The following is a 16,404-nucleotide window of genomic DNA, read 5'->3' as shown; positions in this document are numbered from 1 at the left end:
ATCTCGAGCGCGGTCTGTTCAGGGGCGGGTCGCTTCAACATGACCCAGTGAATCAAAAACCCCCGGCAAATGCCAGGGGTTTGTCAGCAGTCTGAGGCGCCCCTCAGGGCGCCTTTTTTATGTGACGAAGCACAACGCCCGCCGCAATCTCTCCAGATGGCTTGTTGGTCGCCATACGCCGCGTGATCTCGGCGAAGCCTTGCTTCTGCCAGGCACGCATCCCGCTATCCGCGAACAGCGCTTCCAGTTGTCGGGCCAGATTGTTCGGCTTGACATATTCGTTGTAGAATTCCGGCACCAGCGCGCGATCCGAGATCAGATTGGGCAGCAGTGCCGACCAGACCGACAGCAGGTAAGGTGCCACGGCGCGGGCGACGGGATCGAGCCTGTAGCAGGAGACCATCGGCACACCCGCCAGCGCCAGTTCCAGGGATACCGTCCCGGACGCGATCAGCGCGGCATCGGCCTTGCCGAAGGCCTGCCATTTGCGTTGGGGATCGACAATGATCTCAGGCTTCTCATCCCAGCGGTTGACCGAGGATTTGACCAGGTCGGCGACATGCGGAACCGTCGGCAGCAACAATCGCATGCGATGTCCGCGAGCGCGCAGCATCGACACCGTCTCGCCGAACGGGTCGAGCAGGCGCCGTACCTCACCGCGCCGCGACCCGGGCAGGACAAGCAGCGTCTTCAAGCGGTCCGCAGCAAGATCGCGCGGCAGGTCCTGCGCCTTGGCCGCGGCGAGCACGCCGGCGTCATGGGTCAGGCGATGCCCGACATAGGTGCCCGGTGGGCCGCCCAGCCGCTCGAGCTCCTTCACCTCGAACGGCAGGATGCAGAGGATATGGTCGACATAGGGTTTCATCGCCACCGCCCTGCCCGGCCGCCACGCCCAGACGCTCGGGCAGACATAGTGGATGATCGGGATCGATGGATTGGCCGCCCGCACCTTTTTGGCGACGCGCAATGAAAAGTCCGGGCTGTCGATGGTGACGAGGCAGTCCGGCTTTTCGTCCGCAACGGTCCTGGCCAGTTGTCTGATCCGCCGCATCAGGCGCGGCAGGTCGCGCAAGATGGCGCTGAAACCCATGAGGGCAATCTCGCCGGCATCGAATGGCGATGCCAGTCCCATCGCCTGCAAATGGCGGCCGCCGACGCCGACGAGTTGCACCTCGCGCCCGGTAGCCTGCTTGAGCGAACGCACGATGTCGGCGCCGAGCAGATCGCCGGACTCTTCTCCGGCAACGATCGCGATCTTCAATGCCCTGTCAGCCATTGTCCGGCTCCGTCGCGGCAGGCAGGCCAATGACGAACAGACCGAGTGCGTTGGCGCGCGCTATGGTTTCGGGGCCTTCGAGAACCAGCGAACGTCCCGCCTCGACGGCAATGCCGGCAAGCCCGGCCGCATGCACGGCTTCGACCGTTTGCGGGCCGATGGAAGGAAGATCCGCGCGCAGTTCCTGACCAGGCTTGGCGCACTTGACCAGCACGCCGCGGATCTTCCCCGCAATACGGCCATGGCCACGCAGCAGCTTCGCACGATCGAGTAACCCGGCCGTCCCCTCGATGCCTTCCAGCGCAATGGTCCGGCCACCGACGGCGATCGCCGCCTGGCCGATATCCAGCGCTCCGATTGCCTTTGCCGCCGCAAGGCCTGCCTTGATGTCGAGCCAGTCCGATTTCCGTGGCTCGGCCTTCGTCAGGACGCCATCGGCGGCAACAAGGTTCGGCACAATTTCATGCGCCCCGACGACCTTTATTCCCCGCGCTTCGAGGCCTCGTGCCAAGACCTTCAGCAGGCCATCGTCGCCACGCGCCAGCGCCGCGACAACAACCGGTATCACTGCGAGCAGGCTGAGACTCGGTCGGAGCTGTGTCAGTCTTGGCCTGCGCTTGATCTCGCCGGCAAGCACCAGATGGGTGATCCGGTGCCGCCTCAGCAACGGTATCAGCGAGCCGATACCTTCCAGGGCGAGGCTTTCATGCTCATATCGGGAGAGCTCCGCCATGCGGTCGACCTCGCCTTCCATCAGGATGACGAAGGGCGGATAACCCTGTTCAGCCGAACCGGCCGCGACTTCGACAGGCAGACTGCCGCCGCCGGCGATGATGCCGACCCTGGAGCCCGGCGGAAGACCAAGACGCGCTGCCGCTGCCTCAGTCTTCGTCATCGACATCGTCGCCATCGCCGCCCTTGAGCGACGGCACAGCATAGTGCCGCTTGCCGCGACTGGTGATGAAATCGATGATCTTCATGGCGGTCGGCGACGACGCGAACTCCGCCTTGGCGAATTCGATGTTCTCGCCAACGGTGCGGGAACGATCGAAGATCATCCGGTAAGCCTTGCGCAGCACAAGGATTTCGGACCGTGGCTGGCCGGAGCGCTTCAGGCCGATGATGTTGAGGCCGCGCAGACTGGCGCGGTTGCCGACCGCGATGGCATAGGGGATGACATCGCCGACGATCGCGGAGCAGCCGCCCAGAAAGGCGTTGTCGCCGATGCGGACAAACTGATGCACGGCGGTCAGGCCGCCGATATAGACGTTGTTGCCGACCTCGCAGTGGCCGCCCAGTGTCGCGCCATTGGCGAACGTCGCGTTGTTGCCGACGACGCAATCATGGGCAATGTGGGCGTAGGCGAGGAAATTGCCATTGTCGCCGACCGTCGTCTCGCCGCGGCTGGAATCGGTGCCGAGATGCATGGTCACGCCTTCGCGGATCGTGCAGTTCTTGCCGATGACCAGGGTGGTGCGACCGCCCTTGTGCTTGGTGTTCTGCGGCGGTGCGCCCAATGTCGCCATCGGATAGACCTTGGTCGAGGCACCGATGGTGGTCGCACCCATCACCGAGACATGACTGACCAGCTCGACGTCATCGCCGATCACCACATCGGCGCCGACGTGGCAGAACGGTCCGATGCGCACACCTTGGCCGATTTGAGCGCCTTCCTCCACAACGGAGGAAGCATGAATGGATGTCTTGATTTTCATAAGCATTCGATCGTCAGTCGCTGGTGACCATCATGGCTGAAATCTCGGCCTCGGCCGCCTTGGCGCCGTCGACCATGGCTTCACAAGCGAATTTGAGCAGGTTGCCGCGTTTCTTGATTTTCTTGACATAGATCTTCAACTGGTCGCCGGGAACGACCGGTTTGCGGAATTTGGCATTGTCGATGGTCAGGAAATAGACCAGCGACGGCTTTTCAGTGCCCAGGCTGCGGATGCAGATGGCGCCGGCGGTCTGCGCCATCGCCTCAACGATAAGCACACCCGGCATGACCGGCTGCTCGGGGAAATGGCCCTGAAAATGCGGCTCGTTTATGGTCACATTCTTGATGCCGACGGCGGACTCGTCGCCGTCGATATCAACGATTCGATCGATCATCAGGAACGGATAGCGGTGCGGCAGGAGCTTCATAAGCCCCATGATGTCGACCGCTTCCAGCGTCGTCGACGCGATCATGTCAGCCATTGCCTCCCTCGCCCTGTTTGCGGGTCCTGGCGAGCTTGCGCAGCATGGCTATCTCCCGCATGGCTTCCGCCATCGGCTGTGCCGGATAACCGCCCCAGATCTCGCCTGCAGGGACATTGCTCATAAACCCACTTCTGGCGGCAAGCTTGGCCCCGGACCCGATGGTCAGGTGATCCGCAAGCCCGACGCCGCCGCCCATGGTGACATTGTCACCCACGACCACGGAACCCGAAATACCCGAAAGCCCGGCTATTATGCAATTGCGGCCGATGCGGACGTTATGGGCGATCTGCACGAGATTGTCGATCTTGGTGCCCTGACCGATGATCGTATCCGACATGGCGCCGCGATCGACGGTGGTGTTGGAGCCGATCTCGACGTCGTCCTGAATGACGACACGGCCGATCTGCGGCACGCGTTCGGGCCCCTTGGCGCCGCCGACGAAGCCAAAACCATCCTGACCGATCCTGGCGCCGCCATGGATGATGACGCGGTTGCCGATCAAGGCGTACTGGATGCTGGTACCTGGACCGACATAGCCATCGCGGCCGATCTGGCAGGATTGTCCGATGACGGCATTGGGCGCGATGACGGTACCCCTACCGATCGAAGCACCCGGCCCGATGACCGCGCCGGCCTCGATGACGGCGCCGGCTTCGACATGTGCGGTCGCATCGACATGAGCATGCGGCGAGACACCGGTTTCACTGGTCATCGGCCCTGGCGTCGCCGCCCTCGGAAACAGCAGGCGCCCGACAAACGCGAAGGCCTGTTGCGGACGCGGATGAACCAGAACGGCAACGCCGGCCGGCGCCTTGCCGGCAAATTCCGCCGGGCACAGGACCGCGGCCGCCCGCAACGACGGCATCAGCGCGGAATTGCGCTTGCCGTCGACAAAGACGAGCGCATTCTCGCCGCCCTCGCTGGCCGGCGCGAGCGCCTCGATCGAAATATCGGAGTGGCCGGAATCGACAAGCACCGAGCCGGTCAGATTCGCGACTTCGCCCGCCGTATACCGGCGTGATGGCGCGAAGAACACCGGATCGGTCATTCCAGAAGCTATATCCAGCTAGGTCGGTACATTTCCCCCGGGCCTGGTAGGACCCGGGAGCATCGTTGGCCGCCGATCAGAAGCGGGTCGATATGCCGAAGTTGAATTCCTGCACGTCGTCGCGCGCTTCCTTCTTGACCGGGATCGCATAGTCGATACGGATCGGCCCGAACGGCGAGGCCCACATCAGGCCGAGGCCGACCGAGGCACGCAACTCCAAGTTGGTCGACTCCTGAGCAACGCTCGTAATCTTGCTGCCATAAAGTGTGGCCGCGTCAGCAAAGACGGCGCCACGCAGACCGAAGCTTTCCGGAACGACAGGGAGCGGGAACTGAGCTTCCGCGGAGGCATTGAAATAGGTGGTGCCTCCGAGATGGTCCCCGGTGAGAGGATCCACAGGGCCAATGCCACCATAAGCAAAGCCGCGGATCATGCGATCGTTGCTCTGGAACTGATCGAAGATACGCAGTTCGCCGTCGCTGCCATAACCCTGCACATGACCTGCGCCAGCCGAAATGAGCCCAACCAAGTCAAACTGTTCTGACAGCGTCTGGTAGATACTGCCGCGTCCGGTCACCTTCACATACTTGGCATCGCCGCCGAGACCTGCAAATTCGGCCGTTGTAGTGGCGTAGATGCCTTCGTGCGGGTTCTTCATGTCGTCAATGGTGTTGTAAACCAGCCCCAAGCTGACCGACGACTTGATCCAAGGGCTTTGCTTTATGCCGTCTAGAATAGCCGTGGAAACACTGCAGTCAGCGTCGGGAATCCCGTCGCCATTGGCGTCACAGCCGTCATCCAGCTCATACTTCTCTTGCGAGATGTTGTAGGCAAGCTGGGTCGAGATGCTGTTGGTGATCGGCAGGCCGAAACGCACCGTCGCACCCACAGTATCGCTGTCGTAGTTGTCGTAATTCCTCGTCTGCTTGAAGACGTCGAAGCCGGCGGCGATGCGCCGTCCGAGGAAATAAGGCTCTGTAAACGAAATGCTGTAGTCGCGCGAATTCTTGCCACCGCCAGCTGACAGCTTGATGAACTGGCCACGGCCGAGGAAATTGCGCTCGGTGATCGATCCTTCGACGGACGGACCTGCCGTGTCGCCACCGGTCGAATAGCCGGCACCGATCGAGAATTCACCGGTCGACTTCTCGACCACGTCGACCACCAGCACGACCTGGTCGGGCTGCGAGCCCGGCACCGTCGAGATATCGACTTTGTCAAAGTAATTTAGAGCCTCCAGACGCTTCTTCGCGCGCTGGATGAGCACCTGATTGAAGGCGTCACCTTCGCTGACGTCGAACTCCCGGCGAATGACATAGTCACGCGTGCGATCGTTGCCGCGGATCTCGATGCGCTCGATATAGGCCTTGGTGCCCTGGTCGACCGTATAGACCACCGAAATGGTGTGGTTCTCGAAATTACGGTCGCCGCGTGGCGTCACCTGCGCGAAGGCGTAGCCGGAACCGGCCACCTTCTCGGTCAGGGCGATGATGGAATCCTCGACGTCCTTGGCGTTGTAGACGTCGCCCTTGCGGGTCTCGACCACCGATTCCAGCGACTTGCTGTCGACTTCCGGGATCGTGCTTTCGACACTGACGTCGCCGAACGTATAGCGATCGCCCTCCTGGACGGTGATGGTGACCGTGTACTTGTTCGTCGCGCTGTCGAGTTCGCCGACAGCGGATACGACCTGGAAGTCGGCGTAGCCGTGATTGTAATAGAAGCGGCGCAGCAGTTCCTGGTCGGCGCGCAGCTTGTCGTCGTCATAGACGTCGTCGCGCAGCACGAAGGAAAGCCAGGTCGAACGCTTGGTATTGATGACATCCGACAGGCGGCGGCTGGAATAGGCGCTGTTGCCGACGAAATTGATCGCCGCGATCTGCGTGCGATCGCCTTCAGCAATGTTGAAGACCACGTTCACGCGGTTGTCGCCAAGCTGCATGACCTGCGTGGTCACAGTCACATCGTCGCGGCCAATCCGCTTGTAGGCAGCCTTGATCGATTCGACGTCGGCATCGAGCGTCGCCTGCGAGAACGTTCCACGCGGCTTCAGCTGCACCGCCATCGCCAGCGCATTGTCCTTGAGCTTCTTGTTGTTCTGGAACAGCACCTGGTTGACGACCTGGTACTCGGCAACCTTGACCACCAGTGTCGAGCCGACCTGGTTGATCTGCACATCCGAGAACAGACCCGTGCCGAACAGCGCCTTGACCGCGCTGTCGATATCGGAGCTTGAGAACGCCTTGCCCGGCTTGATGGTGATGTAATTGCGGATGGTCTCAGCGTCGATACGCTGGTTGCCGCTCACTTCGACTCTGCTGACGACAGCGGCTTCGGCCGCCGATGTGGCAACGAACTGCACTGCGAGCGCGCCTGGCACGACAAGAGCCGCGGACAGGGTCACCGCGGACGCGGCGCTCAGAAACTTGGATGCTGCCTTCATCGGGCTTAATAACCTTTTCTCGTAGTCCCCACGGCGAGAAAACCGGACGTGCGGTAATTTCCCCTACCGTATTAACCGGATTTTCCCTACACGCAAGGCTTCTGGTTAATTTGTATTTACTTAACCCTGCGGCGTGGCTTTCGCGTCACTCATATCCCCGTGCATGGTAAACGGCGTCTCAACATCGTCCATGCAGAAGCCAAATTTCTTCATGATTTCAGCACCCAAACAGATCGTTCCAGAAAACGAACCCCATGAAGCACAGCACCAGAAGCAACCCGGCCCGATAGGCCATTTCGATCATCCGTTCCGACACCGGACGGCGAATGACGGCCTCCACCCCGTAGAACAAGAGATGGCCGCCGTCGAGGGGGGGAATCGGCAAAAGGTTCAGAAACCCGATACCGACCGAGAGTAGCGCGACCAGTTGCACGAGCCATTCGAACCCTAGTTTCGCCGCCTTGCCGGCCATGTCGGCGATCTTCACCGGGCCGCCCAGCTGACATTTGTCCTCACGCCCGACAACAAAGCGCTGCAGGAACTGGCCCGTGCGCTGGATGACGTGACCGGTTTCCTCGACCGCCGCTGCAACCGCCCCCACCGGCGTGTAGGTGATGAGCCGCGGCTGGCCGAGTTCCTCGTTGTTGACGACACCGATCACGGCGACCTTGACCTTGTTGCCGAGCGCGTCTTCCTGTTCCATCAGCCGCGGCGCCGCGGTCACCGTGACCTCCTTGCCGTCGCGCAGCATGACGAAGGTGATGATGTCGTCGGCGCGGCCCGAAACCAGTCGTTGGACGTCACCAAAGGTTTCGACCTTGTTGCCGTCGACGCTGACGAATCGGTCGCCGGGCAGGATACCGGCCTGGGCCGCCGGGCTGCCGGCGGTCACCTCGGCCACCATGGGCTCCGCGACATAGCGGCCATAGGCGGTGAACAGCACGGCAAAGACGACGATCGCCAGCAGGAAATTGAACAGCGGTCCGGCCACCACCGTAGCCGCGCGCTTCCAGATCGGCTGCGTATGAAAGGCGACCTTGTGCTCTTCCTCGGTCAGCGTTTCGAGCTCTTCCGACGTGGGCTGGCTCGACGTGGCATTCATGTCGCCGACGAATTTGACATAGCCGCCGAGCGGTATCGCGCACAGTTTCCAGCGCGTGCCGTGGCTGTCGTTGAAGCCGAAGAGTTCCGGGCCGAAGCCTATCGAGAAGACCTTGACGCCGATGCCGCACCAGCGCCCGACAAGGTAATGGCCCATTTCATGGACGAACACGACCACGGTCAGCACAAACACGAACGGCACGAGCGTTCCGAGGACAAAGCCTTCTGTGCTGAAAAGCGCGTGAAGAATCTCGTTCAAGACAAACCCTCAAATTCTTCCACGGCGCGGAGTGCACCGTGACTGTGACACCAATCCGGGCGAATCCAAGGCGCGCCGCGCACAGGACCCTGAAATGGCACCACTCAAACGGGAAACAGCCCCTGCGCCGGATTGTCGGCGGTCGCCGAAATCCAACCGATGACGTATAGGGCGAAAGCCGCGGCGACAAGCCCGTCGACACGATCCATGACGCCGCCATGGCCCGGGATGAGCGCACCCGAATCCTTGCGGCCGTGGCGGCGCTTGACCCAGGATTCAAACAGGTCGCCGGCTTGGGAGACAATCGACAGCACTAGCGCCACCAGGCCGAGCAATGCCAGATTGCCGACACCGGCGGCGGCCGCGAGGATCAGCCCGGCAACGACACCGCCGGCAGCGCCACCGAGCGCGCCGCTGCGTGTCTTGCCGGGCGAAATCGACGGCGCCAGTTTCGGACCCCCAACGGCACGGCCAACGAAATAGGCAAGGATATCGGTGGCCCAGACGACCGCGAACAGGAACAGGATGGCAATGAGACCTGAACGGTCGCCATCGCGCAGCAAGGCGAGCGACAGGCCGGAAACGGCGGCATAGGCAAGGCCGCTCGCATCCCATTGTTCGGTCTTGCGAACCGAGGCGGCAATCGCCGTTGCGGCAACCATGACCACGACAAACGGCAGCAGCCGCGAGGCGGCCAGGCCGCAGATCAAGGCGCCAATGAAGACAAGCAGCAACGCTTCCGGCAGGAAACCCAGGCCAGCGGCCTCTGTCGGGCGCGACATGCGGGTCCATTCATAGAAGATCGCCGCCACCATGACGGCGCACAGCAGCCGGAACGGCAAGCCGCCAAACCAGGTCAAGCCAAGGGTGATGGTGGCAAGCACGACAGCCGAAATGACCCGAAGTTGGAGGTTGCTCATCCCGCGGCCGGTCGCGAAGCAACGTCCTGGGCCCCAAGTCCGCCAAAACGGCGTTCGCGGCTGGCAAATTCGCGCAAGGCCTCGGCAAGGTGCTCGCGGCTGAAGTCGGGCCAGTAGCAAGGCAGGAAGACCAGCTCGCTATAGGCGGCCTGCCACAGAAGGAAGTTCGACAGCCGGAGTTCGCCACTGGTGCGGATGACCAGTTCCGGATCGGGAATGCCTTGCGTGTCGAGAGCGCCGGCAAAGCTTTCGGCTGATATCGCCTCGCTGTCGAGTTCGCCACGCGCCACGGCTGCGGCAAGCTTGCGCGCCGTGCGCACGATCTCGTCGCGTCCGCCATAGTTGAAGGCGATCACCAGCGTCAGTGATTCATTTGCGGCGGTCAGCGATTCGGCCTCGTCGAGCAGGCCCCTGATGTCGGACTGCAGCCCTGCCCTGTCGCCGATAATCCTGACCCGCACGCCGCTCTGGTGCAGTTCGGCGAGATCGCGGCGGATGAACATTTTCAGAAGGCCCATCAGGTCGCTGACCTCGGACTTCGGCCGCGACCAGTTCTCCGACGAGAAAGCGTAGACGGTCAGGTAGGAGATGCCGAGCCCGGGTGCTGCTCGCACCGTCTTGCGCAGCGCCTCGACCCCGGCACGATGGCCAGCAAGACGAGGCATGCCGCGCGCCTTGGCCCAGCGTCCGTTTCCGTCCATGATGATCGCGACATGCGCGGGCGTTGCCATGTTCTCGCTTTCGGGTCAGCCGCTGGCCAAGACCCTAAACCTGCATGATTTCAGCTTCCTTATCGGAAAGCAGGTGGTCGATGGTGCTGATCGTTTCGTCTGTGAGTTTCTGGACCTGGTCCGAGCGCTTGCGCTGATCGTCCTCGCTGATGTCGCCGTCCTTCTCCGCCTTCTTCAGGAAGTCCATGCCGTCGCGGCGCACATGGCGCGCGGCGACCCGGGCATTCTCGGCGTAGGTGTGCGAGATCTTGACCAGTTCCTTGCGGCGCTGTTCGTTGAGTTCAGGCAGTGGAATCCTGAGGTTGGTGCCGTCGACGATCGGATTGAAACCCAGATTGGATTCGCGGATGGCGCGGTCGACCGCACCGACCATCGACTTGTCCCAGACCGATACCGAAATCATGCGCGGCTCCGGCACCGAGACGTTGGCGACCTGATTGATCGGCATGCTGGTGCCATAGGCCTGCACCTGGATCGCATCGAGCAGATTGCTGGAGGCGCGACCGGTCCGCAGCGAAGCCAGATCATGCTTGAACGCGGCGATCGCCCCATCCATGCGCCGCTTGAGATCGTCGTACTCACCACTCATCTTTATCTCCTCGACCCGTCTAACGCGGGTTCACTGCTTCGGGGCAAGGCCCCGTATTCGAGCCTGATTTTCGAAAACCGGCTTCCCCTTCTTCGGGATCAGGCCCCAGATCAATCGTCCGCGACGACCGTGCAGCGGCCGCCGCCCCTCAGAATATCGCCGAAACCACCTTTTTCGTGGATCGAATAGACGATTATCGGAATGTTGTTTTCGCGCGCAAGTGCAATCGCTGCCGTATCCATGATGGAAAGGCCGCGATTTATGACTTCGCCATGGCTGATGCGCTCGAAACGCGTCGCATTCGGGTCCTTCTTCGGGTCCGCCGAGTAGACGCCGTCGACCTGAGTGCCCTTGAACAGCGCGTCGGCGCCGATTTCAGCCGCGCGAAGCGCGGCGGCCGAATCAGTGGTGAAGAACGGATTGCCGGTGCCGCCGGCAAAGATCACCACCTTGCCCTGGTTCATGTAGGCGGTCGCCTGGCGCTGCGAAAAGCTTTCGCAAAGCTCGGGCATGGCGATCGCCGAAAGCACCACGGCGTCGACACCGATCTTGTTCAGAGACGTGCGCAGCGCCAGCGAATTGATCACCGTGGCAAGCATGCCCATGTGGTCGCCGGTGACACGGTCGCCGCCCTTGGAGGCAACGGCCACGCCGCGAAAGATGTTGCCGCCGCCGATGACGACGCCGACCTCGATGCCCAGCGCGCGAGCCTCGGCAATATCGGCGGCGATGCGATCCACCACCGAGACGTCGATGCCGAAATGCTGTTCGCCCATCAATGCTTCGCCCGACGCTTTCAACAAGACACGTCGGTAGAGGGGCTTCACCGTCATCTGGGCCTCTTCATTTTGCATGTGGCGCGTTCCGGGTGGCTACCCTCGCGCAGGCGCCGCCTCGAAACAATGGCGTTCCGATACACGAAGGGCGCCGCGATGTCACGCGGCGCCCTACCCGGAATTCTCTCGCCTTTTGTCAACTTACGCCGGCAAAAGCACCTTCCATGAGCAGGCCCAGCGTCCATGGCGCCGAAGCTGCGCGCCTTAGTCGACATCGCACAAGAAATCGGCCGGACACCCTTGCGAGCGCCCGGCCGAGTTGCCTGAGCCGAAAAGCCGGTTGGCGGCTTACTTCTTGACCGCGGCCGCGACTTCCGCAGCGAAATCGGTCTCTTCCTTCTCGATGCCCTCGCCCAGTGCAAAGCGCAGGTAAGCGGTGATCTTGGCCGGCGCGCCGATGTCCTTCTCGGCATCCTTCAGCGCCTTCTCGACGGTGATGTCGGGATTGAGCACGAAGGCCTGCTTCAGGAGCACGACCTCTTCGTAGAACTTGCGCAGACGGCCTTCGACCATCTTCTCGATGATGGCTTCCGGCTTGCCGGACTGGCGCGCCTGGTCGGAGAAGATCGCCTTCTCGCGTTCGACCGCGGCCGGATCGATCTGCTCTGCGGTCAGCGCCATCGGGTTGGTGGCGGCAACATGCATGGCGACCTGACGGCCAAAGGCGTTGGCAGCATGCTCATTGCCCGTAGTCTCGATCGCGACCAGCACGCCGAGCTTGCCAAGGCCATCGGCAACCGCGTTGTGGACGTAGGTAGCGACTGCGCCGTGTGGAACAGTCAGCTTGGCAGAGCGGCGGAAGCCCATGTTCTCGCCAATGGTGCCGACAGCGTCCTTGATGGTGTCGGCAACCGACTTGTCCGAACCCGGATACTTTGCGGCAGCCACAGCGTCTGTCGTACCATAGGCCAGAGCAACCTTGGCAACGTTGGCGACGATTTCCTGAAACGCGGCATTGCGGGCAACGAAGTCAGTTTCGGAATTGACTTCTACGACAGCAGCCTCGCGCACCCCGTTGTCAACGCCGATCAGACCTTCAGCCGCGGTGCGGCCAGCTTTCTTGTCGGCCTTGGAAATACCCTTCTTGCGCAGCCAGTCGACGGCCTCTTCCATGTTGCCGTTGGTCTCGGTCAACGCCGCCTTGCAATCCATCATGCCCGCGCCGGTCAAGTCGCGGAGTTCTTTGACCTGTGCAGCCGAAATGCTCATTGTCGCCTCTTTGTTTTAAATGCACCGACGCACCATCGGTATTCGATGGTGCGTCTGTTTAGCGTGCCAAAATATGAGAAAGATGAAGGCCGCAACCGGCCTTCGATTGTCAAGCTTCGGGGGCTTCCGACGCCGGGGCCGGAGCCGGATCGAGGGCCGGCTCGATCGGAGCTTCGACCGAAGCGCCGATGTCGACGCCGAGCGCGCCCTGCTGACGGGCGATTCCGTCGATCGCAGCCTTGGCGATCAGGTCGCAATAGAGCTGGATGGCGCGGGCCGCGTCGTCGTTGCCGGGGATCGGGAAGTCGATCTTGTCCGGATCGCAGTTGGAATCGATGATGGCGACGACCGGAATGCCGAGACGCTTGGCCTCAAGGATGGCGATCGCTTCCTTGTTGGTGTCGATGACGAACATCAGGTCGGGCGTCGAGCCCATGTCCTTGATGCCGCCCAGCGCCTTGTCGAGCTTCTCGCGCTCGCGGTCGAGGTTGAGGCGCTCCTTCTTGGTCAGGCCCTGGGCCTCGCCGGCCAGCATCTCGTCGAGCTTGCGCAGCCGCTGGATCGAGTTCGAGATCGTCTTCCAGTTGGTCAGCATGCCGCCGAGCCAACGCGAGTTGACATAGTACTGGGCCGAACGCTGTGCCGCATCGGCGACGATGTCGGACGCCTGGCGCTTGGTGCCGACGAACAGCACGCGACCGCCCTTGGCGACGGTGTCGGAAACCTGCTTCAGCGCCTGGTGCAGCAAAGGCACCGTCTGCGACAGGTCGATAATGTGGATGTTGTTGCGGGCGCCATAGATGTAGGGCGCCATCTTCGGGTTCCAGCGGTGGGTCTGGTGGCCGAAGTGAATGCCAGCTTCCAAAAGCTGGCGCATGCTGAAATCAGGCAGTGCCATTCAAAGTTCCTTTCCGGTTAGCCTCCACGGACACAGGCATTTTTGGACTTTGTCCTCGAACGCCACCGGAGGTTTCAGCCGGATTTCTCCCGGGCAGACACCAAAGTCCGTGTGTGGAATGAGCGCGCATATAGAGGGGATGCGCGACAAACGCAAGCGGCGCGGGATCTGTGGTGCGGCGTGCGACGATCCGCGCCCTGCCGTCAGCGCTTTATCTTCCCGTTCGGCACCCGAACCCGCCGGAAGACCGTGACGATCTCCTCGCGGCTGCATTCGATGGCGCCGAGCCGCACCGCGCGGTCGCGCTCGAAGCCGGTTATGTCATAATGCGGCGCCGATGTCTTGGGCGGCCCCTGGTACGATGAACGCTTGACAGCCAGTTCTGCAGCGAAGCGATGCAGTTCGGCGGTGTCGTCGGCCAGCAGATGGCACCAGCGATGGCCGGCCCAGTTCCAGATCGCAGCGTCGACATAGACTGCCATGAAGCTTGCTGTCCGCCCTTCCATCCGTCACGATAGTCGACCACATGGCCCGTCCAGATGTCAGTGACGATAGAATGGATTCGGATAGAAAATGAAGCTGCCTTTGGCTGCAAGCTCGATCACTGTGCTGGTGACGGTGTCCTGCATGCGACGGTGCAACTCGGCAACCGCGTCGTCGATCGAGCCCGTATACTCATGCAGGCCGAGTGGATCGGGCACCCGGATGTGGGCGCAACGCGGTCCGGCCGGCTGTGGAATGAACCGGTTCATCGTGTCACGCAGTCCGCCCCGGCAATAGTCGTTGCGGATCCGCTTCAGGTGTTCGGCGATCTCCTCTTGGGTGATGCGCGGGTTGGCCGAAGCCCAGCCCCCAACGCGATGCAGCCTCTGGACCGTATCGGCAAGCATGCGGACCTGCTTTTGCCCTTCGGCGTCGCCGGTGTTTTCGCGCTGCCAGCGACGCGCCCGCCGCAGAAGATCGGTGGTGTCGGTGCTCTCGGCGTCGGCTGAAATGCTTTTGCCGAGCCGGCGGCCGAGCTCGGTCACCAACGCCTGCTGGCGCTCGGCATAGGTCGCGCCATCGTCGGACGGCATGCCGCAGGCGGCTTCGTCGCGGGTCAGCAGCGCCGAATAGATATGGTGGATACGCTGCGGCAGCGTGTCGGTCGCGTCGCGTTCTATTGTCAAGCTTTTCTCGACATAGGCGCACTCCTTCGCCAGCGCCGCTTCGACATTCCTGGTGAAGGCAAGCTTCCAGACGACTGGCGCGATCCAGACCTTGAAATCGGGATCCGTGGCCCGACCGCGCTTGAGGGCCTCAAGCCCCATCTCGACGGCACCCGGCAGCAACGGCGCAACGATATTGCCGTGCCAGCCGACGCCGCCTTCTGGATGCAGCAGCACGCCATGGCCCTTCAAGGCCCAGGCGATGGAGTGTTCCTTGGCTGCCCCGCTGTTGCCGGGGATCTGGGCGATCAGATTGTTGGCCAGCCAGAATTTCTGCATCAGCCGGCCAAGACCGTTGACGACACCATTCGTCGCCCAGGAGGCAGTGAGCGGGCTGACCTGCGACACGATCTCCTTGTCGATCATCCAGTCGGTGAAGAACTCGGGATGGTTGGGTGTGATGAAGGTCGCCTTCCCTGCCCCGCAACTGGCCTTCAGCCGCTCGAGGTCGGGAAAGTCGATGTGACGGACATTGGCGACGCCGCGCAGACCGGCCAGGCGGTTGAACGGCAACAGATCACGAAATCCGGGGATGCCGTGCAGCATGACGATCCGGTTAACGGATGTCATGGCTCTGATCAGTGCCGGGTTGGGCCGCGGCGCCACGAAGACATCGATCTTGCTCAAGTTGCTCCCCCTTGCGCCTTGACGCCGGGGAAGAGGTTGAGAGACGATTGCGGCGCGTTCAAGTCGTTCCCCACGACCACGCCGTGTCGTGGTTAATGAACCGGCCGGATAAACCCTATTTGGTCGGGCAGGCTTTCGTCTGGTCGAATAGCGTCAGGTTGACCAGCTTGCCGGTCATCGAGAAGTCGCCATAGTCCATGACGAGGTCTCGGGTGATGCCATTCTCATGCAGCTTGAAGCTGATGCGGTATTCCGGCACCTCTTCGCCTGTCTTGTCGGTGTCGCCGAAATAGGCGATGTCGACCGGCCAGTATTTGTCGGTGGCGAGGTTCGCCAGTGCCGGAGCCTCAGGGTCGGCCTTATCGGAATCGGTTTTCTTGCCGACGACGACAGTGGTGGTCATCACCTTGTTGGCGTCTTCGGAACCGTCGAACAGGTTGGTTTCGTAGAAATTCTCGCCCTTTTCGGCCTTGCCGATCAGTTCGACCAGATGCTGGGTCGGGAATTGGGTGGTCGCCAGCTCGACGCTGCTCTTTTCAGGCTTGTCGATATCGACCTTCAGGCCCTTGGTCCCTTTTGTGGCGACACCCTTGACCTCCTTGTCGAGGTTCTGGTCGACGAAGGATTTCGTCACGAATGAAAAGGTCTTGCCTTCGGCGTCCTCGAAAGTGGTCGTCTGCTGGTCGGTCAGTTTCGTGTTGTCGGCAGTGACGATCTGGGTGACGAAGCGGAATTTGACCGTATAGCCTTCGCAGGCAGAGCCGTTGAACTCATAGACCATGCGGCCGGATATGCCTGTGATGCCGGACTGATCGGACGCCTTCTTGAGGGTAAGGTCGTAGACGGCGCGATGGGCTTGCAGCGCCGGCACGGCCAAGGCAGGGCCTATCGAGAAGACCCCCGACAACAGGACGGCATGGAATGCGAGGCGCGTTGCGCGCATGAGGTACTCCGATCGTCGCGGCTGGTGGCAGGCCGCAGGGAAAGATGGTCCAGCTTAAAAAAAGTCGTGGCGGAAGCGAGGCAAAAATAGCAATTTCGGCCCGGCCCGCGCGGCGTC

General features: G+C 61.9%; 16 protein-coding genes. All 16 read right to left on the bottom strand.

Going from position 1 to position 16,404, the window contains the following annotated elements:
- Positions 1-103 precede the first annotated feature (103 nt).
- Positions 104-1,276 (bottom strand): lipid-A-disaccharide synthase, encoded by a 1,173-nt coding sequence (gene lpxB, locus ASD99_RS31640; protein WP_056587594.1) that lies wholly within the window; start codon positions 1,274-1,276, stop codon positions 104-106.
- Positions 1,269-2,171, bottom strand: coding sequence for an LpxI family protein (locus tag ASD99_RS31635; RefSeq protein WP_244482860.1), 903 nt, complete (start codon positions 2,169-2,171; stop codon positions 1,269-1,271). Before ASD99_RS31635 ends, lpxB begins: the two co-directional genes overlap by 8 nt.
- The gene (gene lpxA / locus ASD99_RS31630) at positions 2,158-2,991 is read right to left on the bottom strand and encodes an acyl-ACP--UDP-N-acetylglucosamine O-acyltransferase (protein WP_056587835.1); all 834 of its coding nucleotides are present in this window, start codon (positions 2,989-2,991) and stop codon (positions 2,158-2,160) included. Before lpxA ends, ASD99_RS31635 begins: the two co-directional genes overlap by 14 nt.
- Before the next feature lie 13 nt (positions 2,992-3,004).
- Positions 3,005-3,472 (bottom strand): 3-hydroxyacyl-ACP dehydratase FabZ, encoded by a 468-nt coding sequence (gene fabZ / locus ASD99_RS31625; protein WP_027036657.1) that lies wholly within the window; start codon positions 3,470-3,472, stop codon positions 3,005-3,007.
- Positions 3,465-4,523, bottom strand: a complete 1,059-nt coding sequence (gene lpxD, locus ASD99_RS31620; protein ID WP_057146013.1) for a UDP-3-O-(3-hydroxymyristoyl)glucosamine N-acyltransferase — start codon at positions 4,521-4,523, stop codon at positions 3,465-3,467. The genes fabZ and lpxD overlap by 8 nt, the downstream gene beginning before the upstream one ends.
- Before the next feature lie 76 nt (positions 4,524-4,599).
- On the bottom strand, positions 4,600-6,966 hold the full coding sequence (bamA, locus tag ASD99_RS31615) for an outer membrane protein assembly factor BamA (RefSeq protein WP_056587588.1): 2,367 nt from the start codon (positions 6,964-6,966) through the stop codon (positions 4,600-4,602).
- Between the two features lie 217 nt (positions 6,967-7,183).
- Positions 7,184-8,326 (bottom strand): RIP metalloprotease RseP, encoded by a 1,143-nt coding sequence (gene rseP, locus ASD99_RS31610; RefSeq protein ID WP_057146012.1) that lies wholly within the window; start codon positions 8,324-8,326, stop codon positions 7,184-7,186.
- Positions 8,327-8,430: 104 nt separating this feature from the next.
- Positions 8,431-9,246: a phosphatidate cytidylyltransferase gene (locus ASD99_RS31605; RefSeq protein ID WP_057146011.1), complete on the bottom strand. Its 816-nt coding sequence runs from the start codon at positions 9,244-9,246 to the stop codon at positions 8,431-8,433.
- Positions 9,243-9,977, bottom strand: coding sequence for an isoprenyl transferase (locus tag ASD99_RS31600; protein ID WP_082525458.1), 735 nt, complete (start codon positions 9,975-9,977; stop codon positions 9,243-9,245). Before ASD99_RS31600 ends, ASD99_RS31605 begins: the two co-directional genes overlap by 4 nt.
- Positions 9,978-10,011: 34 nt before the next feature.
- Complete coding sequence (frr, locus tag ASD99_RS31595) at positions 10,012-10,566, bottom strand: ribosome recycling factor (protein WP_027044549.1); 555 nt, start codon at positions 10,564-10,566, stop codon at positions 10,012-10,014.
- Positions 10,567-10,676: 110 nt separating this feature from the next.
- Positions 10,677-11,399 (bottom strand): UMP kinase, encoded by a 723-nt coding sequence (pyrH, locus tag ASD99_RS31590; RefSeq protein WP_082525466.1) that lies wholly within the window; start codon positions 11,397-11,399, stop codon positions 10,677-10,679.
- A 291-nt stretch (positions 11,400-11,690) separates the two neighbouring features.
- Positions 11,691-12,611, bottom strand: a complete 921-nt coding sequence (gene tsf / locus ASD99_RS31585; RefSeq protein ID WP_057146009.1) for a translation elongation factor Ts — start codon at positions 12,609-12,611, stop codon at positions 11,691-11,693.
- Positions 12,612-12,720: 109 nt separating this feature from the next.
- Entirely contained in the window at positions 12,721-13,509 is a 789-nt protein-coding gene (rpsB, locus tag ASD99_RS31580) for a 30S ribosomal protein S2 (RefSeq protein WP_057146008.1), read from the bottom strand.
- A gap of 203 nt (positions 13,510-13,712) precedes the next feature.
- Positions 13,713-13,991 carry a DUF4031 domain-containing protein gene (locus tag ASD99_RS31575; protein WP_056587577.1) on the bottom strand — a complete coding sequence of 93 codons (279 nt, stop codon included), beginning with the start codon at positions 13,989-13,991 and terminating at the stop codon, positions 13,713-13,715.
- 60 nt (positions 13,992-14,051) lie between these two features.
- On the bottom strand, positions 14,052-15,344 hold the full coding sequence (locus ASD99_RS31570) for a hypothetical protein (protein ID WP_057146007.1): 1,293 nt from the start codon (positions 15,342-15,344) through the stop codon (positions 14,052-14,054).
- 115 nt (positions 15,345-15,459) lie between these two features.
- A complete protein-coding gene (locus ASD99_RS31565; RefSeq protein WP_056587570.1) occupies positions 15,460-16,287 on the bottom strand; it encodes a cell envelope integrity EipB family protein in 828 nt (275 codons plus the stop codon).
- Between the last annotated feature and the right edge of the window lie 117 nt (positions 16,288-16,404).

This window comes from Mesorhizobium sp. Root695 (genome assembly GCF_001428185.1).
GTDB lineage: Bacteria > Pseudomonadota > Alphaproteobacteria > Rhizobiales > Rhizobiaceae > Mesorhizobium.
The sequence above is the reverse complement of the archived record's forward strand: the minus strand, read 5'-3'. Positions and strand labels throughout refer to the sequence as shown.